Raw genomic sequence first — 25,480 nt, forward strand, 5'->3', positions numbered from 1 at the left:
CAGCCTGATCCTAAAGATCAGGCTTCTTTATACATATGCAGTTTCCTTAACGAAATAAGTCTAATTATGGTATGATGAACGTTGGAATCTAAAAAAAGAAGTGATTATAAATGGATAATAAACAATTAAACATATGGGATGAGGAGCTTAAAGAGAAAGGTTTTATTGAAAACGAATTAGCCCTTTTACAAGAAATATCCCTTCTGGATGAACAGGAGGATGCCAAACAGATATCCATCCTGTTAACAATGGCTGCTATGTCAAGAGCACATCATAATAAACAAAGCACATTGGTTCATGCATGGATGCAGAAAGCATTAAGTCTTGATAGCAGCAACAGTAAGGCAGCTCAATACTTAGCACAGTATGAGTGGGAAAGTAAAAAAGATTTTTTGGAGCTGCTTAAGTATCCTCCGTTAAGAGAAACGGATAATCGAGCTGCAAAAAAGAAAACAGCAGAGCAATTTATTGAAATTTCCCGAAGCTTTTTACATGCTGCTGAAGAAGAAATGGAACAAATGCAGAAAAATAAATTAGCTGCAGAGCAATTTCAGGAAGAAAATCAGCCTGGAATTTATGAACAGCTCATCGCGATCTTAGAAGAGACGATTGTTGAGACAGCAGGGCTTTTAAAAGCCAGCGAAGAATATGAACAATCGATTTCTGGTGTGTTTCATACTTCCACATATTACGCAGATATGAAAAAACACTTAGAAAATCTTGCGAGGCTTAAGCAGGAATGGAACCAAATATTCAGCTCATATAAAGTGCCTGTACCTGAGAAGAAACCGCTTGATGAGCTGCACAATATGATTGGCATGAACTCTGTAAAGAAGAGAATCAATGATTATTACCGTTTTCTAAAATATCAAAATGAACGCAAAAAACTTGGTCTTCAAACGAAGGACGAACTAAGTTTAAATATGGTCTTAACAGGTAACCCGGGAACAGGAAAAACAACGCTGGCACGTTTACTGGCCAAAATTTATTATGACCTAGGAGTATTGCCGCGCAAAGAAGTGGTTGAAGCGGATCGTACGTCACTCGTTGGTTCATATGTTGGACAGACAGAGGAAAATGTACGGGCAATGGTAGAAAAGGCCTTAGGCGGAGTACTGTTTATCGACGAAGCCTATAGCTTGAAGCGAGAAGGTCAAACAGGCAATGATTATGGACAAACCGCCATCGATACTTTAGTTTCTTTAATGACAGGATCTGAATATGGGGGAAGATTTGCCGTTATTTTAGCCGGATATCCAGAAGAAATGAGGCAATTCATTGACTCTAATCCTGGATTGCGCAGCCGATTTCCTCAGTCCAATCAGATTCCTCTGCCAGATTATTCAAATGTAGAATTACTCAAAATCGCTGAAAAAATGGCTGCGGAGAATGATTATATTTTGACTGAACAAGCAAAAACGGAGCTGCTAAAGAGAATTGACAATGAACGAGTCGATGATACATTTGGAAACGCCAGAACCGTCTATAACATCGTATTGGATGCTATCTTCAAAAAAGGTTCACAGGACGAAAAACATAATCATGTCCTTTCTTTTTCTTTGCTCGAAAAAGAAGACTTCCAAATAAATAAAAGCAGTAAACGCGAAAAACCGCTTAAACAATTACAGCAGCTCATTGGCCTTGAACAAGTAAAAGATGAGGTCACAAAGCTGATCTCTTATGTGAAAATGCAGCAAAAACGCAGAGAAATGGGCATGCCATCATTGCCGATACAGCTGCATTCAGTCTTTACCGGAAATCCGGGTACTGGAAAGACAACAGTAGCTAAGCTATATTCTGAGCTGTTAAAAGAATGCGGCATTCTAAAAAGAGGGCATCTTATTGTTGCAAGCAGAGCTGATTTTGTTGCCGGCTACGTTGGACAAACTGCCATTAAAACAAAAAAACTGATTAGGGAAGCGCTTGGAGGCGTTTTATTCATTGATGAAGCATATTCGCTTTTATCAGAAACATCAGGTGACTTTGGCAAAGAGGTCATTGATACCCTTGTTGATGAAATGACTAAGCATAATGAAAACCTAGTTGTGATTTTAGCTGGATATCCAAAAGAAATGGAAAAGCTTTTAAATAGCAACCCTGGCCTGATGTCCCGTTTCAAGAAGTTTTATCATTTTCAGGACTATACTCCACAGCAATTAATCGATATTCTGCGTTTTTATATTGAAAAATATGAATATCAGCTGACAGAAGACGCCCAGGAGTTCTTGTCACAGTCATTGCCTGGTGCTGATATTAGCGGGAACGGCAGATTTGCATCTAATTTAGCTGATGAAGCTATTCAAGCTCAGGCATTACGGCTATTAAACGAAGAAGAGAGTGTTATGGACATCTCTCCTTATTTAACAAAAGAAGATTTTGAATACGCGCTGCAAAGCTTTGAAAGAGGGGAATAAGATGTTGATTTCTACGAAAGAAATAGAGGTTCGGTATGCTGAAACCGATCAAATGGGAGTAGTTTATCATGCAAATTATCTTGTTTGGATGGAAGTGGCCAGGACCCAGATCGTTAAAGACTTAGGGTTTAACTATGCGCATATGGAGGAAGAAGGCGTGCTTTCTCCTGTAACTGACGTTCAAATCAGCTACAAAAAACCGCTTCGCTATGGACAGTCGGCAACAGTGAAAACCTGGATTGAAGATTACGATGGTCTTCGTACAACCTATGGTTATGAAATTTACACAGAAGAACAGGAACTGGCGATTACCGCCTATTCAAAGCATGTGTGTGTACAAAAGGATAGTTTTCGCCCTATTTCAATAAGAAGAAAATTTCCCGATTGGCATGATGCATATGAAAAGGCTAAAAAACCGGAATCCTTTGTAGACTAGAGGCGATTATCATGGCTTTTGGAATTAAACGCAGTGACCTGCAGCAATGGAAGGAAAAGATTAACCAAGGGGAAATCGCCTTTTTAACTCATTATTGGATTGATGACCGCTTTCCTGGCTGTACAACGGTCACGAAGGTAGGCTGTGGGGATCTTGATAAGCTTATAGCTTGGGGGAAAGAGCACGGCTTACAAGCTGAATGGATTCACAACCGGAAAGATGGTTATCCTCATTTTGATTTACTGGGGAACAAACAAAAAGTAATTCTTGAAAAAGAAGGATTGTTTGAACATATTTGGGACAAAAAAAAATCCGTCTGACCTCCATCAGACGGATTTTTTTTATGCAGAATATTGATAAATTGGCTCATCCGCACCTTCATCATAATCAACTTTCAGATCATGCTGATCAAAATACCAAAGATCTTTTTCTTCAATAAAATAAGTAATTCCATCTTTCTCAATAGAAGCCCCAGTATTATAAGGTTCTTCATTTGAAATGCCAAGCGAAAAACCCTGCTGTACAGTACTGCAGCCGCCATAGCGGGCAAAAAAGCGCACGTAATCTCCTTTTGAGAGATCCATCTCCTTGATGTACCATTGTGCTGCCGTATCACTAACTTGGATATTCATTAGATCTCCTCCTACTATTTCATGAACGAATGCCTAAATGAAAAAATTCTTCCTACTTCATCATACACCATGTTCAGCATAAAATTCATCTATGGCGCGCAGCCAGTTTTGTCTCGCGATATAGCCTGCTTTAGTAATATCTTTGCTTTCGATCGCGTCAATAATGTCTTCATGCTCCTGAACAGATTGAGCTGTCATAATAATGGACTGGTGAAAATATAGGCGAAAAACATGTCCTTGCAAATTCGATATGCTATTAGTCAGGTAGGGGTTTTCCGCACTATGGATAATGAGATGATGAAATTGTTCATCTGTTTTTAATGAGTTATAAAAATCTCCTTCTTTAATATAGCGGGAAAATTTTTCATTTAACTCTTTTAATTCTGATAAGGTGTCTCTGCTCATTTGCTGTGCAGCATATTCTGCTGCTAACCCTTGCAGTGATGCAAGCGGCGGCAATATTTTAGTTATGTCACTTTTCTTCACAGATGTCACTTGTGTTCCTACACCTGGATACATTTGAACAAAGCCTTGAACATTTAAAAGCTGCAGTGCTTCTCTTACCGGTGTTCTGCTTACACCAAGTGCTTGAGCTAACTCTGCATCATTTAATTTCTCCTTTGGCTGTAAGGTGCCATCTATGATCCATTCTTGCAGCTGCAAAAAAGCACGATTTTTTGCTGTCATTCTGACAGGTGATGAATAATCTACGGGTACAGGCATTTATAAGAACCACCTTTATTATTCAAAATATAAGAGAAAGTTGTTTTATTATCACTATGAATATAGAAATATACTGAGATTATAAGGGAAATTTGAGTGAAATTCAATATATTGCATACAGAACTTACTTTTTTAAAATAGTATATTGCAAAAAGTGAAAGGAGTATGTTATCGTATGTTATGCAATATATTACATACTTCGACGCGGTAAAGTGGTTGATTCCGCCAGTGTATGTATAAAAGACTGAAAATTTTAAACTATAAAAACTAAAAAGAAACTTCCAGGAGGAGCAAACATGAATCAAAAGCTATCATTCTCTTTTATTATCGCAGTTGGATTTATGCTATTCGCACTATTTTTTGGTGCCGGAAATTTAATTTTCCCTGCTATGCTTGGACAATCAGCAGGAACTAATATTTGGTGGGCGAACGCCGGATTTGTTGTAACAGGCGTAGGATTGCCTTTACTTGGTGTTATCGCCTTAGGGATCTCCGGGAAAGACGACTTGCAATCATTAGCAAGCAGAGTACATCCTATTTTTGGTTTAATCTTTACAGTAGCCCTATATTTATCAATCGGTCCATTGTTCGCAATCCCGCGTACAGGCACTGTATCATATGAAATTGGTATTAAGCCTTTCATTGCTGGTGACTATCAAACTCTTTCTCTTGTAATCTTTACGATTATCTTTTTTGGAATAACAGCATTCTTTTCAATGAAGTCATCAAAAATTGTTGATATAGTTGGGAAATTTTTAACACCGATTTTATTGGTATTTATCGGTATTCTGATTGTTACAGCACTAATCAACCCTATGGGTGCATTTCAGGCACCAACTGAAAACTATTTAAGTGATTCATTCTTCAAAGGGTTCCAGGAAGGCTATTTAACAATGGATGCTCTTGCTTCATTTGTTTTCGGCATCATTGTTATTGAAGCGATTCGTTCAAAGGGAGTAACGGGCAAGAAGGATATCACAAAAGCTATTTTAAAAGCAGGTCTTATTGCTGCTGGACTTCTAGCCATTATTTACACTTCTTTAGGCCTAATAGGGGCATCAAGTGTTGAAAATTTTGGTCTGTTGGCTAATGGCGGAGAGGTATTAACGAATACTTCCAATCACTACTTCGGATCATTCGGAGGGATTCTGCTTAGTCTGATCGTATTGGGAGCATGTCTTACAACAAGTATTGGTTTAATTACATCATGTGCAGCTTATTTCAATAAATTGCTGCCATCTCTTTCTTACAATACTTTTGTTATTATCTTTTCAGCTTTCAGCACCATTTTAGCAAACTTCGGTTTAAATGAACTGATTGCATTCTCTGTACCAGTTCTAGTAGCGATTTATCCATTAGCGATTTGCTTAATGATTCTTACTTTTACACACAGCCTATTTCAAGGCAGAAAAGAAGTTTACCAATTCAGTGTCTTATTAACATTTATTGTTAGCTTATTTGATGGGTTAGCTGCTGCTGAAATCAAAGTAAGTTTCATTGATAATCTGTTTACGGATTATTTGCCTCTATATTCTGTGGGACTTGGGTGGCTGATACCGGCCATTATTGGAGGGCTGCTTGGTTATATGATTTCAATCATAAAGACTGGCGGATCTGCAGATGTGAACATGAAGAAAAGCGCATAAATATGAATAAAAAAGGTCAAATCATAAAAGATTTGGCCTTTTTTTATCGTTATAGAACTGATAAGTAAATTTACAAGGAATTTCTTTACTGCAGACAGCATGTTTTAGCCAGTTCTTGCCATAATAATAAAAAACGAAAAGGTGATCAGAATGGTTCTGGCTCTGTATTTTTTAGTATCATGGCTGGCAGTTGCTGTTTTTGTGCTCATGCTTAAACGACTTTCCTTTATACAAAATTCTTTTATAGTGCTTGTAATTCTAATCATCAGTGTCAATTGGTCTTGGGTAATCTATCAAGAATTAAAACTCATTAAAGTTTCAACAGATCCTTTCAATAATGTGGCATTTATGATAAACCGGAGTATAGCGGTTCCTTTCATTGTTACGATTGCCATGAATATTTTACAAGGTGTTCAATCATTTAGCCATTATATCATCGTCTTTGCCAGTTCAACCTTTATTTTATCTATATTAGCATTTGGCGGCATCTATTTTAAGGTGACTGAGTATATAAATTGGCATTTTTCTTTTGATATGCTTTATTTTCTTATGCTCAATTTGATCGGATTTTTTGTATGTAAAATGGTACAAAAAACGGAGTCGAGAGAGGTGAGCAGTCAATGATTCTATGGGATCACTTCGATAAAAATGAAATATTTTTGCTGATCTTTCTTATTGCAGCATATATCATTGTGTTTCTATTCCCGCGAATCTTTACTTCAGCTGTTCTTTTATTAAGTTTTGTATGGGGAATAACAGTAGGAATGATCTTTGATTTCACCATTGGCGGAGGACTGCTTGATTATTATAAAACCAATGATTCAAATCAATATGAATTATTTGATCTTTTATATTTTTGTCTTTACGGTCCTTTTGGGTATTTATATTTTTATTTCTATGAAAGGCTTAAGATAAATAATAAATCATTTATATTTTACGTAGTCGGCTGGTCTCTCGTTGGAGTTGTTTTTCAATGGCTTTTTATGAAGCTTGGAATCCTGACACTGCAAAACGGCTATAAACTTTCATATTCATTTATCATCTTTTTGGCAATCCAAACTGTTTCAGGCATCTATTATGAAAATCTGAGAAAAAAAGAAGCAATAATAAACCAGCCATCTTAAGTTGTGTGTCTGTACATAAGTAACCTTTATATGTTTAGCGTGTAAAAAGGAATATACCCATTCGTGATTAATAGCATATTGACAGATCTATGCAAAAAATTGGGAACTTTAAGAGTGCTCAATTTTTTTAAATAGGCAAGAAACTCAAAAGCTTTTCATTCCAAATGAATGAAAGCTGAAATGAACATTTGCATAATTTCCTTGTTATTGAAGAGCGGACATCATATGAGCCATCATTTCTTTGTGAACAGCTTTATATTGCTTTAAACCAAACTGTCCTGCTTCGAGAAGCGGTACAACATGGTACATATGCGAAGGCTCACTTGTTACATATGTTGGATAAAATTGCGGGTTCATTAATGATATTTTTCTGCTTCCATCTTGAATTGTCATTTTGACATCAACTGCAGTCATTCCGCCTATATCCTTGTAATCATCTATTTGACCGCTAAAAAAGTTTCCTAACGAGTATACAATTAACCCTTTACGGCCATCTTCAGTTGTATGCCATTCCATTGGCTGCAAAACATGAGGATGATGCCCAAATATAAGGTCGGCCCCGGAATCTATTAAATAAGATCCTAATTCTTTTTGTTCGACAGTTGGAAAACGTTCATACTCATTTCCCCAATGAACACTCATAATAATAACATCTGCTTTCTGCTTAGCCTTCTGAATATCTTTTTTCATTTGCTCCCGATTAATTAAATTGACCAAAAACTCTTTTCCCTCTGGGATCGGAATACCATTCGTACCATACGTGTAAGATAAAAAAGCAAATCGAATTCCATTCGATTCTAGAGTGGTTACCTTCTCACGTTCAGCCTGGCTGCGAGAAGTACCTGTGTGGGAAAGACCAATTTCGTCCATATATGAAAGGGAGGCCAATAGCCCTTTTTCATTTTTGTCTAAACTATGGTTATTTGCTGTTGAAACAAGGTCAATGCCAGCTTCTACTAAAGCGTCTCCTACTTGCTGGGGACTGTTGAAAGATGGGTAGCTGGAGATTCCAATTTCCTCGCCGCCAAGGATTGTCTCCTGATTAGCGATAAGAAGTTCAGGCGTTTGCAGCAATGGTTTAACCTCCTGAAGCATAGGGGTAAAATCATAACCGCCGGCTGTTTGCGCTAGTTCATAAACCCGGTCATGAATGAGAATATCACCAATTCCGGCAATTGTTGTCCGCCTTTCAACCATCTTTAATTCAAGTTCTATTTCTTTATCGGTAGAATGAAAAGAGACCGATCGAAAATCTATATTCTTTGCTTCATCACTTTCATACATGTTATAAAAGATAATAACGGAAAGAACACCAAGTGTTATTGCTATAAATATAATTCCTTTATACATCGTACACTCCTTAATAAGTATGACTTTTTACTCTTACTATAATATATTTTCGCTAGTTCCGCTTTGAAAAATAGTTATAAATAACTATAAAATGGAGGAAAAATCATGATCAAGCTAACAGAACCTGCTAGCACAATACTTCAAAGTATTATTGCAGATGAGATGGAAAAAGATCCTTCTGACAAACTTTATGTCCGTATATCAATGGGAATTGGCTGAGGGGGACCTGAGCTTAAGCTGTCTCTGGAGGAGCAGCCTTTATCGAAAGATATTAGTATTGCAGCAGAAGGGATTACCTTATTAATTCATGAAGATGATGCTGTGTATTTTCAGCAAACAAAGCTTGACTATGTAACAGACCCTTTAGGAAGAAAGTCTTTTAAAATTCTTCATGTATAATGTTCCAACTGCGAAAAGCCAAGGATGCTGTTCTCTCAGCATCCTTGGCTTTATTTACGAGTGAAAAATTATATAAAAGAGTATCTCAATCTGATTTTGATGTTCTAATCAATTACACTTAAGAAAGGTCTACGTTTTCAAAAAAGTATATAAGATCATCAAAGCTATTGACCCTATAGGCGTGGGTAGCTGAATTTAAGTCTTTAGAATATTGCGCAATATCCACCATAAATTCTTCCCGTGGCGATCGTTCATCAACTGCAGCTGAAGAGAGGTAATTATTTACGGTTTCCTTTTCGAATTTCATCATCAAATCACCAACTCGTTCTTTTTTACTTATTATTATAAGTAATATTAACACTTATGGACCTTGCAGATGTGTCAATTTGCTGAAATCTTATTCAGCAGTGGAAGTTCAATAGTGACCGCTGTCCCTTCTCCTTCTATAGAATTGATCGTTAGATGGCCATTATGACGTTCGATGATTTCTTTCGATATTGACAGTCCCAGTCCCGTACCAGTAGTTTTTGTTGAATAGTATAAAGAGAACAGCATTTTTACCGTTTCTGCAGACATTCCTGCCCCATTATCCTTTATAACCATTCTAGCGTTTCTTTCATCTGCTCCAATCGAAATTGAAATAAGTCCTTTCTTTTTATCCATGGCTTCCAGGGCATTATTGCATATATTAAGCAAAACCTGTTTGAGCTGCTGTTCATTGCCATACACAGCTACTTCTTCACCAATGGTAGCCAGCTGCGTGCTTACATTCTGAAGTTGAGCTTTGTTTTCAAACAGGAGATAAATTTCCTCTGCGATCTCATTTAAAACAACTGCTTTTTTCTCGCGGGCAACGGGCTTACCGGTATGCAGAAATTCAGAAATGAGATCATTTGCCCGATTGATTTCTCTAATCGCCACATCTGCATATGTTTCTTTCCCCGATTCAATTAATTGCGGACGGACGAGCTGCAGAAAGCCCTTTACTGCAGTCAGAGGATTTCTTATCTCATGAGCCATAGATGCTGCAATTTTATTTATCTGTACATCCTGGTGCTCGTTAGGAAAACAAAATAAATGGAGCTGTTTTTGTTCTGTCCGTACAATGTAAACAATGTAGGAACGAATCTGATTGTTGAGATCTAAATCCAATGTTATTTTTTCTCTCTCGCCGATCAGCTGACTAAAGGTGTATTTTAAATGGGGGACGAGTAAGTCGTAAAAAGAAATATTTTCATATGACAAGGAAGAAGAAATGATCATAAATCTCTCGTCAATTTTAAAATAGGGAAAAGGGAGCTGTTTATACATTTTATCCATCATAACAAACCATCCTAACACACTTATTTTGCAAACTTACTAGAATCTATGAAAAACTTGATCGGAATATGTTATGTATTGTTGAAAAAAAATGAATTGAAGGATGATATGCATCTTTTTGACTATAATATATCAATTTAAACATATGTTATCAATAAAGAATATTTCATTCTACTATAAAGAACAATTTTAGCATCAAAAAAACTCAGCAACCATTGCTGAGCTTTTCATAGATTTATTTTACATTGCTAAATCCATTTAACTTTTGGTTCTGTTTTATCCTTAATTCGCTTAATATTCGCACGGTGTCTATAGACTACAAAAAGTGCTAATATGGCAACTACGATGATTAACGGGAGATCCCCCGATACAATCGCGTAAATTAAGGCTGCAACAGCAGCAAGCATGGAAGACAATGAAACGTATTTTGTTATGTAAAGGCTAATAAAGAAAACAAGCAGAATAACTAGAAACATTGGCCACACATATGCCAATAAAACGCCTCCAGAGGTAGCAACCGCTTTGCCACCTTTAAAACCTGCAAAAATCGGAAACATATGGCCGACAACCGCAACTACACCAGCTATAAGGGGATGTAAATCAGATCCAATTATAAAAGGCAGCAATGCAGCAAGTGTCCCTTTTAAAATATCAGCAAGCGTTACAGTCAGCCCTGCTTTTACTCCTAATGTTCGAAAGGTATTCGTTCCGCCTAAATTTCCGCTTCCATGTTCACGAATATCAATTCCATAAAAGGTTTTACCGACGATTAAACCAGATGGAATTGAACCGATTAAATACGCCAAAATAATAATAATTGCACTAACTGCCATGATAACTCTCCTTCTCACTTGATCTGCAGTTCTTTTATTGTACCATGTCTAGCAGCAAACATCCTAACGGTTATTTTTATGATCTCCATTATTTTTTAATAATCTTTAAGGTGATTCATTGTTACACAATTTTTATGCAGTATTCATAGTATAGACTTTTTTTTGCTTGTACGTTTGATTTATATTGCGATCGATGACTATTTATGTGTCATCCTGCTGTAAGTTTGAACAAGAATAAAAGGGGTATACAACCATTGTCACGATAAACAACAAGGAGGGCTTTAAAATGAACCATGATTACAATACTACAAATGGACAAGCAGACAAAGTCAATGAAAAACTGCAAGATCTTTCATCCGAACAAACAGCTGAAATTCTTGAAAACTTTGATGAATTTAAGAGTTATTTAGGCAAAAAAGTAGCAAAAGGCGAAAAACTTGGACTGAATGAAGAACAGCTTGCTAATGCTGCAAAAGTTGCAGCTGAGTATCTGGCTAAAAATGAAAGTCCTCGCAATCGAGAAGAAAAATTGTTGCAGGAACTATGGAAAACTGGAACAGAAGAAGAAAAACACATGCTATCTCATATGTTGGTTAAGCTAGTAAAGTAAGAAACAAGTATGCGCTTTAACTTGTAACTCATGAATAGATTAAAACATGCAGGGGAAACGTCTCCTGCATGTTTTGTGTATATGTTGGAGGAAATCACATGAAACTGCTGAAAAGTATAAAATTTTGGCTACTGCTTGCTCTCATTACAATTTTTTTGGCAGTAATTATTTATGTACATAATACGAAACCGCTGCCGCCGGGAATTTCCTTCGAAGGAGAATTATCTCAGGCAGAAGATGCTGAATTTATTTATGACTTAACATATCAAACCAAAGGAGGAGGAACACAGCACGAATTACATATAATGAACCGCCTGGAAGAAGCGATCTTGGAGGCGGAAGAACTCATAGTTCTTGATATGTTTTTATTTAATAGCTTTCATGATAATGGCCAGACATTCCCTGATATTAGTGGGAAACTGACTGATGCATTAATTACAGCAAAGAAAAGAAATCCTGAAATACAGATCGTTGTGATTACTGATGAAGTCAATACAACATATGATTCTCATAGTGTTCCTGAATTTACAGAATTAGATCAAAATGGCATTCAAGTCATTATGACGAATTTAACCGAACTAAGAGATCCAAATCCATTATATTCTTCGATTTGGCGAAGTACGCTTCGCTGGCTGGGAAATGATCCGGAAAGCGGCGTCCTTCCTAATCCGCTTGCTAATTCGGCTCCTGATGTTACCTTACGCTCTTATTTTACTCTATTAAACATTAAGGCGAATCATCGTAAAGTGCTTGCTACAGAAAAAACGGCCATTATTTCTTCAGCTAACGCTCATAATGCTAGTGCATTACACTCAAATATAGCCGTGGAAGTAAAAGGGGAAATCATTGAGGAGGTAATAGCATCTGAACAGGCAGTGATTGATTACAGCGGATACGACGTGAAATTAAAAGACATTAACTACAGTTCCGCTGTATCAGAGCAAACAGCTTCAGAAGTTCAGCTGCTTACGGAAGGGAAAATATACAAGCATCTTTTAAGAAGTATACATGATTCAAAAGCAGGCGAAACCATATGGATCGGAATGTTTTATTTAGCCGACCGCAGGGTCATTGACGAATTAATTGCTGCTGCAGACCGCGGCGTCTTTATTAAAATGATATTGGATCCTAATGAAAACGCATTTGGATCAGAGAAAGCTGGCCTGCCTAATATACCTGTTGCTGCAGAACTGCAAAAACTTGGCAATGAACAGATTGAAATACGCTGGTATAACACAGGCGAAGAGCAGTATCATTCTAAAATGCTGCTTGTTAAAGGACAGAAGGAAAGTACGCTTATTGCCGGTTCAGCCAACTTTACCTCAAGAAACTTAGATGATTACAACCTCGAAACCAATTTAAAAATAAAGGCTCCTTCAGAGGAAAAGATCATGAAAGATGTTGAACAGTATTTTACCAGGTTATGGAACAATGAATCTGGTCAGTATACACTGTCATATGAAGAAAAAGAAGATCTTCCTGTTTTCAGGTATATTCTTTATCGCATACAAAAGATTTTCCGCTTCACAACCTATTAAGCAGGCGAAACTTTTCGGCATGTTTGTTCGTTACTTATAAGGGGGAAGGATTTGGATAAGAAAATCCCTTCCCCTTCTGGTAATGATTATGTACGATAGGGAGTGGGGAGGAATATACATATGAGCCAAATAGAATTTTCAAAAACAAAACGAACTCCTGCAAGAAAGTGGATCATTACAGGACTTCTTTTAGCAATCCTATTAGTCACTTCGAGCATCATTCTATTATTATATCCTTTTGCCTCAAAGGAAAAGGCAAACTATTTCAGCGGCGAACATCCTGTCATTTTTCAAGGCAATCAGGCGGGTAATGCCGTTATAGATGGTGAGAGTGTCTATTTATCATTCAGCTTTCTGCAAGAGCATATTGACGATAGTCTGATTTATGATGAGGGATCCAATTCCATTATCATTACGACGGAAAGTAAAGTTGTGCAGATGCCTTCAGAGTCATTAACGTATTATGTAAATGAAGATCCAGTGGAGCTCCAGTTTACGCCAATCACAACAGAGAACGGTGAAATGTATATTGCGGTTGACCCGCTGCTTTCCCTGTATTCCTTTCAATATGAGCTATTGCCGGAATCCGGCGCTATCTGGATTCAGCAAAACGGAGATTCTCTCACACATGGCACGATAACCGAGGGACATGAAGAAAAAATGCGTCTCCGAACGGATGCCTCCATGCAATCACCTTATGTTGCAGAAGTGGCAGCAGATGAACAAATATACATCGAAAATGACCAGGAAGAATACTATTTTGTGAGAAAAACGAATGGGCAAGCGGGTTATATAGAGAAATCACTTGTTACAAGAGAGGAAACCGAAGAGGTAGTTATTGCTGAAGAGCATGTAGAGCATAATGTTCCAATGATTGAAGGTCCGATTCATTTAACATGGGAAGCTGTTTATACGAAAAACCCTGATACGGAAAACATGCCGGCAATGCCGGGTGTAAACGTCATTTCACCTACCTGGTTTGAACTGGCTTCCCCTGATGGAGATATAAAAAATCTGGCATCTGTATCTTTCTCTGAGTGGGCTCAAGAACAAGACTACCAAGTATGGGGATTATTTTCTAATGCCTTTGATCCTGAATTAACGCATCAGGCATTTACTTCTTTTGAAACAAGGCAAAAAATAATACGCCAGCTTCTGCATTATAGTCAAATTTATAAGCTGGATGGCATCAATATTGATATTGAAAATGTGAACCCAGAAGATGGCCCTCTTGTAACTCAATTTATGCGAGAAGCCACCCCCTATTTCCATGAAGCGGGATTAACGGTTTCAATGGATATTACCTTCATCGCAAGCGGAAATTGGTCTGCTTTTTACGAACGGGAAAAGCTCGCTGAAATTGTCGATTATTTAGTCGTGATGGCTTATGATGAGCACTGGGGAACGTCACCGGTAGCTGGCAGTGTTGCCTCTTTCCCATGGGTTGAAAGCAACTTAGAAAAGTTATTGGAAATCGTTCCAAACGAGCGGCTAATCCTTGGTGTCCCTTTATATGCCAGACTCTGGAAGGAAACAGAAGCAGAAGAGGTATCTTCTGAGGCGCTTTCTATGGCACAGGTGCAGGAGTGGTTGGCAGAGCATGATGTCACCCCGGAATATGATCCAAACAGCGGTCAAAACTATGCCGAATACTATGATAAATCACAGAAAGCTACCTTTAAGATTTGGCTGGAGGACTCGCTATCCTTACAAAAACGGGCAGATTTAGCAGTTAAACACAACCTTGCAGGCGTTGCCAGCTGGTCCCGCTACTTTGCAGATGAAACGGCTTGGAGTGCATTAGCTATTGAAAATGAGAACGCAGAAGAAAAACAGTAACAACTTGCATTCAATTGATAAATAAGGGTAAGGTTAAAGAAAAAGATTCATTTGGGAGGTCCTTACAATGACAATAGAAATTCCAAGCCGTGAAAAAATAGGTAAAATTTTAAAGAACGCAAAACGAATTGCTGTGGTAGGTCTAAGTGCTGATCCAGACCGTACATCCTACATGGTTTCAAAAGCGATGCAGGATGCTGGCTATGAAATTATCCCAGTTAACCCAAATGCAGATGAAGTACTTGGAGTTAAAGCAGTAGCGTCTTTAAAAGATATTGAAGGGCATGTCGATATTGTCGATATTTTCAGAAGGTCTGAATACCTGCCTGAAATTGCAAAGGAATTTGATCAAATAGATGCTGATGTATTTTGGGCACAGCTTGGCGTTGCCAATGAGGAAGCATATGATTTTCTAAAAGAAAAAGGCTATACAGTGATTATGGACAGATGCATCAAAGTAGAACACGCAATGACAAAATAATGTGATATGTTAGGACACATGAGACTATTTCGGTCTCATGTTTTCTTTTTTCTATACAGCTGAAAATCCTATTATATTGCCAATGCAGCCTATATGATCTTTTTGTTTTTTCTATGAATTATGCATAAGTCATTTGCCAAAACGAAATAAATAGATAAAATAAAGCATAGACGTTTCACGACAATATGGTAAAATACCGATAGCGAACGTTTGTTCTCAACCGTGAAAATTTAATCATTTTAAAGGAAAATGCTTTTCTAAAAACGAATACGATACGAATGCTCTAGTAAAAAAATAGAACAGAGCAGGTACAGAAAGAATCCACATTTTCAGAATGTATTCAACTGACTTGGGAGGATCTTTCTTTTGGAAGTATGAAAGGGGTATGATTGTGGCAACGAATCAAGGAAACTTTGATTATAATGATGATGCCATACAAGTGCTGGAGGGACTGGAGGCTGTCAGAAAACGGCCTGGTATGTATATCGGCAGTACAGATAACAGAGGGCTTCATCATTTAGTATATGAAATTGTCGATAACTCAGTAGACGAAGCACTTGCTGGCTTTGGAGATCATATAATTGTCAAGGTACATAAAGATAACTCCATAAGCGTTCAGGATAAAGGACGCGGGATGCCTACTGGAATGCATAAAATGGGAAAGCCTACACCAGAGATTATCTTAACCGTGCTTCATGCGGGCGGGAAGTTTGGTCAGGGCGGATACAAAACGAGCGGCGGACTGCACGGAGTTGGTGCTTCCGTTGTAAATGCTTTGTCAGAATGGCTTATCGTTAAAATTCGACGCGATGGTTTTGTCTATGAGCAGCGGTTTGAAAATGGCGGAAAACCCGTTACAACGCTTGAAAAGGTTGGTAAGACAAATCAAACCGGCACAATCATTCATTTTAAACCAGATCCTACGATCTTCTCTGCCACCACTTACAACTATGAAACATTATGTGAACGGTTAAGGGAATCAGCGTTTTTGTTAAGAGGAATGAAAATTGAGATCATCGATGAACGCAATGCTGTTCAGGAGCTTTTTCATTATGAAAACGGCATAGAAGCATTTGTTCAATATTTAAATGAAGAAAAAGATGTGCTCCATCCGGTTGTCAGCTTTGCAGGTCAAAACGGCGGCATTGAAGTCGACTTTGCTTTCCAGTTTAATGATGGATACTCAGAAAATGTATTATCTTTTGTCAACAATGTCCGCACAAAAGACGGCGGTACACATGAAGCCGGTGCTAAGACAGCTATGACAAGAGTCATTAATGAATATTCACGCAAAGTGAACCTGCTTAAAGAAAAAGATAAAAACCTGGACGGTGCTGATATACGTGAAGGCTTTACTGCCATTATCTCTGTAAGAGTACCAGAAGAGCTTTTGCAATTTGAAGGCCAGACAAAAGGCAAGCTAGGCACAAGTGAAGCCCGCTCTGCCGTTGACTCTGTTGTTTCAGAGCATTTATCTTATTTCCTGGAAGAAAACCCGGAAACAAGCTCCCTTCTGATTAAAAAGGCTATTAAAGCGTACCAGGCCAGGGAAGCTGCGCGTAAAGCGCGCGAAGATGCAAGAAGCGGCAAAAAACGCAAAAAAGGCGAAGCGGTGCTCTCCGGAAAATTAACACCGGCACAGTCGCGCAATCCGCAAAGAAATGAATTATATCTGGTTGAGGGTGATTCTGCCGGAGGATCTGCTAAACAAGGACGGGACCGCCGTTTCCAGGCAGTACTACCGCTGCGGGGTAAAGTTATTAATACCGAGAAAGCCAAACTCGCAGATATTTTTAAAAATGAAGAAATCAATACGATTATTCATGCAGTTGGGGCCGGAGTTGGCGCAGACTTTACGCTTGAAGATGTCAATTACGATAAAATTGTCATCATGACAGATGCCGATACAGATGGAGCACATATTCAAGTGCTGCTCTTAACCTTCTTTTATCGCTATATGAAGCCACTAATTGAAGCTGGCAAGGTATTTATTGCACTTCCACCTCTCTATAAGGTGAGCAAAGGATCAGGGAAAAAAGAGCAGATTGAATATTCATGGAGTGACGATGACCTTCAGGATGCAATCAAAAAGATCGGTAAAGGCTATATGATTCAGCGTTATAAAGGGCTAGGTGAAATGAATGCGGATCAGCTTTGGGAAACAACGATGGATCCTGAAACAAGAACATTGATACGGGTAAAAATTGATGATGCCGCACGTGCTGAACGCCGTGTTACTACCCTTATGGGCGATAAAGTAGAGCCGCGCAGAAAATGGATTGAATCCAATGTAGCGTTTGGTCTTGAAGAAGATGGAAGCATACTTGAAAATGAAAATATTTCTGTTGCAGAGGAGGGTGTTGAAGGTTGAATCCTGCAGAAAAGTTTCGTGACCTTCCGCTTGAGGATGTCCTCGGTGACAGATTTGGGCGTTATAGTAAATACATTATTCAGGAGCGTGCCCTTCCGGATGCACGCGACGGCTTAAAGCCGGTTCAGCGAAGAATCCTTTATGCTATGCATGTTGATGGCAATACGCATGATAAAGGTTTCCGGAAATCAGCCAAAACAGTCGGAAATGTAATCGGTAACTATCATCCGCATGGAGACTCTTCTGTTTACGAGGCAATGGTGCGCATGAGCCAGGACTGGAAGCTGCGCAATTTACTGATTGAAATGCATGGGAATAACGGAAGCATTGACGGCGACCCGCCTGCTGCTATGCGTTACACAGAAGCAAGATTGTCAGCCATTTCAGCTGAGTTAATTAGGGATATAGAAAAAAGAACCGTAGATTTCATTCCGAACTTTGATGATACATCTGAAGAACCAACTGTCTTACCGGCGATGTATCCCAATTTGCTGGTGAATGGTTCAACTGGTATTTCGGCAGGATATGCAACTGAAATACCACCTCATCATTTGCATGAGGTAATCGATGCTGCTATTCACCGCATGGATCACCCAGATTGTTCAGTCGATGACTTAATGGAATTTATCAAAGGACCAGATTTCCCGACCGGCGGAATCATTCAAGGTGTTGAAGGCATTCGCAAAGCGTATGAAACGGGTAAAGGGAAAATAATCATCCGCGGAAAAGCAGATATTGAAGATTTACGCGGAGGCAAAAAACAAATCGTCATTACAGAAATTCCTTATGAAGTAAATAAGGCAAATCTAGTGAAAAAAATGGACGAATTGCGCCTTGACCGCAAAGTTGAAGGCATTGCCGAAGTCCGGGATGAGACCGATCGCACAGGCCTCCGTATCGTTATTGAGTTGAAGAAGGATGCAGATCCTGAAGGTGTCCTTCACTATTTATATAAAAATACAGACCTGCAGATTCCGTACAATTTTAATATGGTTGCCATCCATAATCGTCATCCAAAGCTAATGGGCCTGCGCCAGCTGCTTGATGCTTATATTGGCCACCGTAAAGAGGTTGTAACACGCAGAACCGAATTTGAACTTCATAAAGCAAAAGCTAGACAGCATATTGTAGAAGGCTTAATGAAAGCACTGTCTATACTAGATGAAGTCATTGCTGCCATTCGTGCTTCTAAAGATAAACGGGATGCGAAGGATAATTTAATCAGTCAATTCGCTTTCACAGAGCCTCAGGCTGAAGCCATTGTTTCTTTACAGCTATATCGTTTAACAAATACCGATATCACTGCTCTTCAAGCAGAAGCAGAGGAACTTGCCAAACAAATTGAGGAACTGACATCTATCCTAGAAAGCAATAAGAAATTGCTTCAAGTGATCAAAAAAGAATTAAAAGATGTAAAGAAACGTTTTACTGATGCACGCAGAACAAGAATTGAAGCTGAAATTGAAGAAATTAAAATCAATCTTGAAGTCCTTGTTGCCAGTGAGGATGTCATTGTGACAGTAACGAAAGAAGGGTATGTTAAACGGACAAGCCAGCGTTCTTTTGCTGCCTCAAATGGACAGGACTTTGGCATGAAGGACACCGATCGCATCATTTCCCAGCTTGAAATGAATACGACCGATGTAGTTTTACTGTTTACAAACAAAGGAAATTATTTATACTGCCATGTTCATCAGCTTCCGGATATCCGCTGGAAGGAGCTTGGACAGCATATTGCCAACATCATTCCGATTGATCGTGATGAATGCATCATCAAAGCGATTCCGATGAAAGACTTTACTGCCAATGAGTTCTTTGTATTTGTGACGAAAAATGGTATGGTCAAGAAAACGGAAATCAGCTCTTACAAGGCACAGCGTAATTCAAAACCGCTTGTTGCCATCAATTTAAAAGGATCTGATGAGGTTGTTGATGTTCATAAAACAAATGGAAATACAGAGCTCTTCCTTGTAACCCATCATGGCTATGCCCTATGGTTCCATGAAGAGGAAATTAACATTGTCGGAGCAAGAGCGGCAGGTGTTAAAGGCATTAACTTAAAAGACGGTGATTATGTTACAGGCGGAAAGCTTATTGAGAATGAAAAAGAACAATCAGTTGTGATTGTCACTCAGCGTGGATCGATCAAACGGATGAAGCTGTCCGAATTTGAAAAAACATCACGAGCTAAACGCGGCGTCGTTGTATTGAGAGAACTGAAGTCTAATCCGCACCGGATAAGCGGATTTGTTATCGCGAGAGCAAATGAAGAAATCACTCTTGAATCTGAAAAAGGCCATACGGAAGCTGTTCATGCAGCAAATATCCGTTTTAATGACCGTTATTCAAACGGATCGTTTATTATGGATGTAAATGACAGCGGCAAAGTAAGCAAAATATGGATCAGCAAGCAAGAAGAGAATTAAGCGAACTTCATGTCAGTTTTAACTGGCATGAAGTTTTTTTTTGCTTATTATTGGGAAAAGGAGATCAACATAACACCATTATTCATTATGCATTATGCATCCTTAAAGATCACCTGCTAAACCTCTAGTTCTATTACTTTCAGTTTTACAACATTCTTTAAAATGTCTCACTGTTATATAATTGCTTGTGCATTATAGGTTCATCTGATAAATTTAAATAGTATTACTATATCAGTATAAGAAACATTCAAACAAGAAACTTTTTTATGGAGGAATTCAATGGAATGGATTGAGTTAGTGGTTGGAGAGTTAAATGATGTAATGTGGACGTATATTTTAATAGCTGCTTTGATTGCAAGCGGACTGTTTTTCAGCCTGCGCAGTAAATTTGTTCAATTTAGAATGTTTCCTGAAATGTTCCGCATTTTAGGTGATAAAGCAATGATATCTGCTGATGGAAAAAGAGGGATTTCATCTTTTCAGGCATTTTGTATTAGTGCAGCTTCACGGGTAGGTACAGGCAATATTGCAGGTGTTGCTACAGCCATTGCTGCTGGGGGGCCAGGTGCTGTTTTCTGGATGTGGATTATAGCCTTTCTTGGCGGCGCTTCCAGTTTTATAGAAAGTACATTAGCACAGATCTACAAGGTAAAAGATCGAGATGGCTTCCGCGGAGGTCCCGCTTATTATATGGAGAAGGGACTAAACAAGCGCTGGATGGGCATTCTGTTTGCCGTTATTATTACATTTTGCTTTGGTTTTGTCTTTAACTCGGTGCAATCAAATACGATCGCTTTAGCATTTGAAGATGCGTTTGGCACAAACCAGACAATTGTAGGGATTATTTTAGCAGTCCTAACAGCGGCAGTCATTTTTGGCGGCGTTCATAGAATTGCGAAGGTGTCACAAGTTGTTGTTCCTATTATGGCCGTTATTTATATACTATTGGCGCTTGTAATTATGATTATGAACGTTACTGAAATTCCAGCAGTATTTTCATTAATTCTTAAAAGTGCTTTCGGTTTAGAAGAAGCGCTAGGGGGAACGATGGGAGCTGCTGTTATGATGGGCATCAAGCGCGGCCTCTTCTCAAATGAAGCAGGAATGGGAAGTGCACCAAACGCAGCAGCTGCTGCAGCTGTCAGCCATCCTGTTAAACAAGGATTAATTCAAACACTTGGAGTTTTTGTTGATACGATTATCATTTGTTCGGCAACAGCCTTTATGATTATTCTATCAGGTGATTATATGAATTCTGACCTTTCAGGAGTTCAATTAACGCAATCAGCATTGTCCGTTCAGGTTGGTTCATGGGCATCAATCTTTGTTGCAGTAGCCATTTTCTTATTTGCCTTTACATCGGTAATAGGAAACTATTATTATGGTGAAACCAATATTGAATTTATCAAGAAAAGCCGTATGGCGGTATTCATTTATCGACTTGGTGTCATTGCAATGGTCCTTTTTGGATCTGTTGCATCTCTCGACTTAGTATGGAGCCTCGCTGATCTCTTTATGGGTGTCATGGCGCTCATTAACTTAACAGCGATTGTACTGCTCAGCAGAACGGCTCTTGCCGCTTTAAAAGATTATCTGCAGCAGCGTAAAGAAGGCAAAGATCCTGCGTTCTACGCGGATTCAATACCTGGTTTAACAGGAATTGAAAGCTGGGAAGTGAAGAATCAAAAGGATAAGCAATAATTATAGAAGTAAAAAGCATCCTGGACGGTTATCAGGGTGCTTTTTTTTATGTTCTTTGGTAAAACCGCAGTACTTGTACATGTTTTTTCCAGAAATGGTTATGATATTGATGAATAAGGATATAGGAGGAACATAAATGCGCAAAGAAATAATGGTCCCGCTTGCTGCGGTATTTTTCTTTTCCTTGTCAGCGATTACAGCTGCTTTTGCCAATGAGAATGAAAAACTGAACACTGTTTTTGAAGCAGAACAAGATGTTACAGGGGATGGGCAGCCCGATCAAATTTATATAAAAGGTCTTCCATATGATGAAGGTGCGGGCTTTTTAAAAGAAGTTAAACTTGAAATAATCGCCACCAACGGCAAGACATATACAAAAGATTTAGAACCTGGATATGAACCCAGCATCGTTTTTCAAGATTTAAATCATGATCAGGTTAAAGATATGCTGATCATGATTCCAACAGGAGGGAGCGGCGGTCTTTCACATTACTATCTATACACCTTAAAGGATTTCAATTTAAAAGACCTAGGTATTCCTGAAGGCTTAACAACGAATAGTCAGTTTTTAGACGGCTATAAAGCAAAATTAGAAATTCAAAATACCGGCCAAACTTTTGAGTTTGATCTAAAGGATCGGAAAGAGGAATATGACCGGCTTGGTTTATATCAAAACGGCAAGTTAAATGAACCTTTAGAATTGATGATTGATCCTTATGGTTCAATGAAACCTGTTCAATCTGAAAATGGACAGTATGGATTGAGAGCAGTTCAAGGAATTAGCGGTGCATATCATGCAGATGGCATTGGCTATATTGAATCAGCGTGGCTCTATAAAAACGGCAAATGGGAACTTCAAGATGTAAAGGTAATGAAGAATCTGAAATAGTGTAATTTGTCACACCTTTTAGGCGAATATCATAAAATAGGGCAACGGTATTAAATACGTATATAAAGGAGCCGTTGCCCATGGAAATGTTTTCACCCTCCAAACTGCATGTTTGCTATTTACCGCCAGCAACTGCATTTCGCCCAGTAGAACGAAGAAAATACACTTTTACACATAGTGACGAAACCGGGGAATTATTTTTATCGATTGGCCATGACCATGACCTAAGTACAGTGAACTTGAATGTACGGGATGAGTTAGCTGCAGAATGGCTTCCGCAGCTGGGCCAGTATGTATTGGCAGGCAAATTTCATATTAGTAACGGAGACTTTGATCAGCAGTATGCTCACGCTCGATATTTAATTTTCCAGCGGGAGGCAGATCGGGCTTTATCCGCACTAATATACGGAGACCGCGAATTTTTCTCGCATTATCCCTGGCTGCTGGATTCGCCGATTTATATTCATTTTGAATCAGTATATCCTGAATTTCATAAAATGTTTTATTATGGAACACCAAGACAATATTTACAAAAGGCTGTAGGTCCATTAACAGTAAAAACATGAATAAGAGAACTGTATACGGTGACAATAATGAAAAAGGGGGCCGTTGCAGTGAATAAAGAAAAAAATACAGAAATACCTAAAAAGCTCAGTTACGAATCAGACGGACAAATGGGGCAAGATAAGCAGCAGGAAATGGTTAAAAAAGAAGAGAATAAAATGTTTTTTAATAGTACTCAGGATAGTGAATAACATTTAGGCAGACACATATGATGTCTGTCTTTTTTTTACATATAGATAGTTGTCAATAATTATATTATGTTAACTTAAGAGGAAAAATCATTATTATTAAAATTTTATCCTTTAAAGTGATAAATAAATATCGCCGAAATTGTTGAAATTGTTAAAAAAAAGATTTATATTGTAAAGAACTATTTAAAGATAATACCAATTTAGCATAATAGGAGGTTTTTATACATGAGTGACTCTCAAATGAGAAGTGATATGATTAAAAAAGGAGTAGACCGTGCCCCGCATCGCAGCTTATTGCGAGCAGCCGGAGTGAAAGAAGAGGATTTTGGTAAACCATTTATTGCAGTATGCAACTCATACATAGATATTGTTCCAGGACATGTTCATCTGCAGGAGTTCGGAAAAATAGTAAAAGAAGCCATCCGTGAAGCAGGCGGAGTTCCTTTCGAATTCAATACGATTGGAGTAGACGATGGCATTGCAATGGGCCATATTGGGATGCGGTACTCCTTGCCAAGCCGGGAGATTATTGCTGACTCACTTGAAACGGTTGTTTCTGCACACTGGTTTGATGGAATGGTCTGCATTCCAAACTGTGACAAAATTACTCCTGGTATGATGATGGGTGCGCTGCGGGTAAACATACCTACGATGTTTGTCAGCGGAGGACCGATGAAAGCAGGAGTAGATTCAAACGGAAAGCCGTTATCTTTAAGCTCAGTTTTTGAAGGTGTCGGCGCCTATGAATCTGGCAAAATCAATGAAGCGCAGCTGCAGGAAATTGAACAGGTTGCCTGTCCGACATGCGGATCTTGTTCAGGCATGTTTACAGCTAACTCCATGAACTGTCTTGCAGAAGGCCTTGGATTAGCTTTACCTGGAAATGGAACAATTCTTGCGGTTTCTGAAGAACGCAAAGAATTTGTGAAAAGATCAGCTATTCAGTTAATGGATCTGATTAAAAAGAACATCAAGCCTCGTGATATCGTAACAATTGATGCGATTGATAATGCATTTGCGTTAGACATGGCGATGGGTGGATCCACCAACACAGTTCTTCACACATTAGCACTTGCACACGAGGCAGAAATTGAATATCCAATTGAAAGAATCAATGAAATTGCGAATCGAGTTCCACATCTCGCAAAAATAGCTCCTGCATCAGATTACCATATTGAAGACGTCCACAATGCCGGTGGAGTAAGCGCGGTAATTTACGAATTGCTCAAAAAGCCAGATGCTCTTAATGGTGATTGCCTCACCGTTTCTGGGAAAACACTTAGAGAGAATGTAGAAGGCTGCGAGATTCTGGATCATAATGTTATCCGCCCGCTGGAGAATCCTCATAGCGAACGCGGAGGACTTGCCGTCTTATTCGGAAATCTAGCTCCAGAGGGTTCCATTATTAAAGTAGGGGCTGTTGATGAATCTGTAGGCGGATATCATAGAGGACCAGCTATTTGCTTTGATTCTCAAGAAGATGCTTTATCAGGTATTATTACAGGCAAAGTTCAAGAAGGAAACGTCGTTGTTATTCGCTACGAAGGGCCGAAGGGAGGACCAGGCATGCCTGAGATGCTTGCACCTACCTCACAGATTGTCGGCAGGGGGCTTGGAGCAAAAGTTGGCCTTATAACAGACGGACGCTTTTCTGGAGCTTCACGCGGCATCAGCATCGGTCATATCTCACCGGAAGCAGCAGAGGGCGGTCCAATTGCTTTCGTCGAAAACGGTGATATTATTGAACTCGATCTGAACAAGCGTACCATTAACCTGGAAATATCTGATGAAGAATTCGAGAAAAGAAAAACAAACTGGAGAGGCTTTGAATCAAAAGTAAAAAAAGGCTATCTTGCTCGATATTCTAAACTTGTAACAAATGCCAGCACAGGCGGCGTTATGAAAATCTAATAGCAGCAAAAACTCGATTTCAAAATGGGAATTCAAAACCATTAAGAAATCGAGTTTTTTTATAATGGATTTTTATCTTTAA

At 38.7% G+C, this 25,480-nt stretch carries 23 protein-coding genes; 17 read left to right on the top strand and 6 right to left on the bottom strand.

The window, feature by feature from the left end; genetic code table 11:
- The first annotated feature begins 110 nt into the window (after window positions 1–110).
- The 3 genes from J1899_RS11545 to J1899_RS11555 are packed head-to-tail and all read left to right on the top strand — an operon-like array spanning window position 111 to window position 3,170.
- Window positions 111–2,414, top strand: a complete 2,304-nt coding sequence (locus J1899_RS11545) for an AAA family ATPase (RefSeq protein WP_214473807.1) — start codon at window positions 111–113, stop codon at window positions 2,412–2,414.
- Window position 2,415: 1 nt separating this feature from the next.
- A complete protein-coding gene (locus tag J1899_RS11550) occupies window positions 2,416–2,850 on the top strand; it encodes an acyl-CoA thioesterase (protein ID WP_066445581.1) in 435 nt (144 codons plus the stop codon).
- Between the two features lie 11 nt (window positions 2,851–2,861).
- Window positions 2,862–3,170, top strand: a complete 309-nt coding sequence (locus J1899_RS11555; protein WP_214473808.1) for a hypothetical protein — start codon at window positions 2,862–2,864, stop codon at window positions 3,168–3,170.
- A 21-nt stretch (window positions 3,171–3,191) separates the two neighbouring features.
- Here the strand turns inward: J1899_RS11555 and J1899_RS11560 are convergent, their stop codons facing one another.
- A complete protein-coding gene (locus J1899_RS11560; protein ID WP_066445576.1) occupies window positions 3,192–3,482 on the bottom strand; it encodes a HesB/YadR/YfhF family protein in 291 nt (96 codons plus the stop codon).
- A 60-nt stretch (window positions 3,483–3,542) separates the two neighbouring features.
- Window positions 3,543–4,205, bottom strand: coding sequence for a GntR family transcriptional regulator (locus J1899_RS11565; protein WP_214473809.1), 663 nt, complete (start codon window positions 4,203–4,205; stop codon window positions 3,543–3,545).
- A 296-nt stretch (window positions 4,206–4,501) separates the two neighbouring features.
- Here J1899_RS11565 and brnQ point away from each other — a divergent pair, with 296 nt between their 5' ends.
- From brnQ to J1899_RS11580, 3 genes are all read left to right on the top strand, one after another.
- Entirely contained in the window at window positions 4,502–5,851 is a 1,350-nt protein-coding gene (brnQ, locus tag J1899_RS11570; RefSeq protein WP_214473810.1) for a branched-chain amino acid transport system II carrier protein, read from the top strand.
- A gap of 150 nt (window positions 5,852–6,001) precedes the next feature.
- Complete coding sequence (locus J1899_RS11575; protein ID WP_214473811.1) at window positions 6,002–6,475, top strand: hypothetical protein; 474 nt, start codon at window positions 6,002–6,004, stop codon at window positions 6,473–6,475.
- Window positions 6,472–6,975, top strand: coding sequence for a hypothetical protein (locus tag J1899_RS11580; RefSeq protein ID WP_214473812.1), 504 nt, complete (start codon window positions 6,472–6,474; stop codon window positions 6,973–6,975). The genes J1899_RS11575 and J1899_RS11580 overlap by 4 nt, the downstream gene beginning before the upstream one ends.
- Window positions 6,976–7,179: 204 nt before the next feature.
- On the opposite strand, the gene J1899_RS11585 is transcribed toward J1899_RS11580, so the two are convergent.
- The 4 genes from J1899_RS11585 to plsY all read right to left on the bottom strand — a co-directional run bounded on the left by J1899_RS11585 (window position 7,180) and on the right by plsY (window position 10,877).
- Window positions 7,180–8,325, bottom strand: coding sequence for a CapA family protein (locus J1899_RS11585; RefSeq protein ID WP_214473813.1), 1,146 nt, complete (start codon window positions 8,323–8,325; stop codon window positions 7,180–7,182).
- 517 nt (window positions 8,326–8,842) lie between these two features.
- Window positions 8,843–9,037, bottom strand: a complete 195-nt coding sequence (locus J1899_RS11590; RefSeq protein WP_214473814.1) for a hypothetical protein — start codon at window positions 9,035–9,037, stop codon at window positions 8,843–8,845.
- Between the two features lie 68 nt (window positions 9,038–9,105).
- Window positions 9,106–10,047, bottom strand: coding sequence for an ATP-binding protein (locus J1899_RS11595; protein WP_214473816.1), 942 nt, complete (start codon window positions 10,045–10,047; stop codon window positions 9,106–9,108).
- 245 nt (window positions 10,048–10,292) lie between these two features.
- Complete coding sequence (plsY, locus tag J1899_RS11600; protein WP_066445549.1) at window positions 10,293–10,877, bottom strand: glycerol-3-phosphate 1-O-acyltransferase PlsY; 585 nt, start codon at window positions 10,875–10,877, stop codon at window positions 10,293–10,295.
- A 286-nt stretch (window positions 10,878–11,163) separates the two neighbouring features.
- Here plsY and J1899_RS11605 point away from each other — a divergent pair, with 286 nt between their 5' ends.
- From J1899_RS11605 to ilvD, 11 genes are all read left to right on the top strand, one after another.
- Complete coding sequence (locus tag J1899_RS11605) at window positions 11,164–11,487, top strand: DUF3243 domain-containing protein (protein WP_214473817.1); 324 nt, start codon at window positions 11,164–11,166, stop codon at window positions 11,485–11,487.
- Between the two features lie 98 nt (window positions 11,488–11,585).
- A complete protein-coding gene (locus J1899_RS11610; protein ID WP_214473819.1) occupies window positions 11,586–13,025 on the top strand; it encodes a phospholipase D-like domain-containing protein in 1,440 nt (479 codons plus the stop codon).
- A gap of 120 nt (window positions 13,026–13,145) precedes the next feature.
- Complete coding sequence (locus J1899_RS11615; RefSeq protein ID WP_214473820.1) at window positions 13,146–14,864, top strand: glycosyl hydrolase family 18 protein; 1,719 nt, start codon at window positions 13,146–13,148, stop codon at window positions 14,862–14,864.
- Window positions 14,865–14,931: 67 nt separating this feature from the next.
- Window positions 14,932–15,345 carry a CoA-binding protein gene (locus tag J1899_RS11620; RefSeq protein WP_214473822.1) on the top strand — a complete coding sequence of 138 codons (414 nt, stop codon included), beginning with the start codon at window positions 14,932–14,934 and terminating at the stop codon, window positions 15,343–15,345.
- Between the two features lie 391 nt (window positions 15,346–15,736).
- Window positions 15,737–17,716 carry a DNA topoisomerase IV subunit B gene (gene parE, locus J1899_RS11625; protein WP_281420577.1) on the top strand — a complete coding sequence of 660 codons (1,980 nt, stop codon included), beginning with the start codon at window positions 15,737–15,739 and terminating at the stop codon, window positions 17,714–17,716.
- Window positions 17,713–20,142 carry a DNA topoisomerase IV subunit A gene (gene parC / locus J1899_RS11630; RefSeq protein WP_214473825.1) on the top strand — a complete coding sequence of 810 codons (2,430 nt, stop codon included), beginning with the start codon at window positions 17,713–17,715 and terminating at the stop codon, window positions 20,140–20,142. Before parE ends, parC begins: the two co-directional genes overlap by 4 nt.
- A gap of 279 nt (window positions 20,143–20,421) precedes the next feature.
- Window positions 20,422–21,843 (top strand): alanine/glycine:cation symporter family protein, encoded by a 1,422-nt coding sequence (locus J1899_RS11635; RefSeq protein WP_214473826.1) that lies wholly within the window; start codon window positions 20,422–20,424, stop codon window positions 21,841–21,843.
- A 136-nt stretch (window positions 21,844–21,979) separates the two neighbouring features.
- Window positions 21,980–22,732 carry a hypothetical protein gene (locus J1899_RS11640; RefSeq protein ID WP_066445533.1) on the top strand — a complete coding sequence of 251 codons (753 nt, stop codon included), beginning with the start codon at window positions 21,980–21,982 and terminating at the stop codon, window positions 22,730–22,732.
- Window positions 22,733–22,812: 80 nt separating this feature from the next.
- Entirely contained in the window at window positions 22,813–23,298 is a 486-nt protein-coding gene (locus J1899_RS11645; protein ID WP_214473827.1) for a staygreen family protein, read from the top strand.
- Window positions 23,299–23,346: 48 nt separating this feature from the next.
- Complete coding sequence (locus tag J1899_RS11650) at window positions 23,347–23,487, top strand: hypothetical protein (RefSeq protein ID WP_214473828.1); 141 nt, start codon at window positions 23,347–23,349, stop codon at window positions 23,485–23,487.
- 240 nt (window positions 23,488–23,727) lie between these two features.
- Window positions 23,728–25,398 carry a dihydroxy-acid dehydratase gene (gene ilvD / locus J1899_RS11655; protein ID WP_214478819.1) on the top strand — a complete coding sequence of 557 codons (1,671 nt, stop codon included), beginning with the start codon at window positions 23,728–23,730 and terminating at the stop codon, window positions 25,396–25,398.
- Window positions 25,399–25,480 lie beyond the last annotated feature (82 nt).

The sequence above is a fragment of the Cytobacillus gottheilii genome (genome assembly GCF_018582665.1).
GTDB lineage: Bacteria > Bacillota > Bacilli > Bacillales > Cytobacillaceae > Cytobacillus > Cytobacillus gottheilii.